2 protein-coding genes and 2 pseudogenes are annotated in these 1,521 nt (G+C 62.5%); all 4 read right to left on the bottom strand.

Annotated features, from left to right (window positions below; all coding sequences use genetic code 11):
- Positions 1–110: pseudogene (locus Q4E95_RS13825) on the bottom strand (class II fructose-bisphosphate aldolase); the annotation flags it as partial.
- Between the two features lie 99 nt (positions 111–209).
- Positions 210–476, bottom strand: a complete 267-nt coding sequence (locus Q4E95_RS13820) for a hypothetical protein (protein ID WP_303383843.1) — start codon at positions 474–476, stop codon at positions 210–212.
- Between the two features lie 89 nt (positions 477–565).
- Positions 566–1,261, bottom strand: coding sequence for a VC0807 family protein (locus tag Q4E95_RS13815; RefSeq protein ID WP_303383842.1), 696 nt, complete (start codon positions 1,259–1,261; stop codon positions 566–568).
- A pseudogene (locus Q4E95_RS13810) lies at positions 1,258–1,521 on the bottom strand (TetR family transcriptional regulator); the annotation flags it as partial. The pseudogene Q4E95_RS13810 and the gene Q4E95_RS13815, both read right to left, overlap by 4 nt.

The following is a 1,521-nucleotide window of genomic DNA, read 5'->3' as shown; positions in this document are numbered from 1 at the left end:
GCGGCGTTGAGGGTCTGGGATGAGGTCACGTTGATGGCCGGGTAGGCAAAGCCCTTTTCCTTGGCCCGGTCAATCATCTCGGCGTAAACGTCAGGGGTTGCGATGGGCATGAAGTGCTCCTTCTACTGGATTCCCGATGCACGGTTGAGCCGTGGCCTGTGGGCCTGGTCTCAAGTCTAGTGGACGGGCGATTCACACTGTCGTGGGAGTCACTGGGAAATCACTTCTGCCAGCGTGATCCGGTCCATGGATTCGCTCCCGGTCATCGAGGTCCAGAAACGGCACACCTGGTTCTCCGCTGTCCGAACCAGCAGGCTGTCCTTCTTGGGCTTTAACAGATCTTCCTCTTCCCCGCGCAGCACACGGTCGAACAGCGCCTGGGCATCTTGGTGTGCCAGCGGGTTCGAGCGGCGAATCCGGTAGTTCAAGTTGCTGCTCCGGAAATCGGCTTCGACGATGACCACGAACTGGCTCACGGGGTTCCCCTTTGATCGATGTTCTTGTACAACGATCATCCGCTGGCACTGTGGGTCAGCACATCCGCCGCGGGGCTGAAGTTCCGCGGCTACGACTCGTTTGCCGCCAGTCTGCGCCCCGCATAGAACTTGGTGCCGTAAACGATCGCGAAGAGCATGGCCAACAGCAGGCCGATGCTTGCGAGGGGCACCACGTCGATGGGCAGGGTGTAGGCCATGATCACACGAGCCCCCGCGTCCAGGATGAAGGCGAGCCCCCAGGCGAGGGTCATGATGCGGAAGACTTTCCGGAAGAACGGGTTGGTGTTCCAGTCCTGTTCCCACTGTGCAGCGGCGTCGGTCGGCATCACGGCGATGGTGGCTTGGAACAAGACGGGGCGTTGGCCGGCCAGTGAGATCAAGATCCAGAAGCCGATGAGCGCGGTGAGCCAGCTTTCGCGTGCCAGGAGAAGCCGCGGGTCGGCGCTGAACATTCCTACGGCCGTTCCGATGGCCAGGATACTGAGTGTGAAGACACCCAGTCGGTCGATTCGGCGGGAGCGGGCGGTGGTGACGGCGATGCGCACCAGCGGCCCCACGGCACCGAGCATGAGGGCCAACCACGGATCAGCGCCCGCCAACCGCAACCCGTAGTAGATGGCGAAAGGTAGAACCAGATCGATACCGATCATCCCGACCACGGCTCTCTTGCGGTGATCCGGGGGCGGCTTGGCCGGAACGGGCGGAGCCGGATCGAGGGTCGGTGATTGACGCTCTACCGGCGGGGGTTTCGCAACGCGTTTCATGATGGGTCCTCGGTTCGCTGAGTAGCTGTCGCAAGCTCCACCACGGACAGGAGTTCGCGGGTATATGCGGCCAGGTCGAAGGATGGATCAACGACCAACCGCCCGGATGCGGTGTCGATTGCGCTCCTGATGATGATGGCCAGGTGGTGCGCGTCGAACGTCCGGAAGTCCCCGCTGTCCTGCCCCTCTCGCAAGAGCTGCTCGAGGTGAGCAAGCACCGGGTCTTCGCCCTGCGGAGCAAAACTGTGGGTGCCGTCCGC

The organism is Kocuria sp. (assembly GCF_030536815.1).
Taxonomy (GTDB): domain Bacteria; phylum Actinomycetota; class Actinomycetes; order Actinomycetales; family Micrococcaceae; genus Kocuria; species Kocuria gwangalliensis.
Note: the sequence above shows the minus strand (reverse complement) of the source record. Positions and strands in the feature narration are given on the sequence as shown.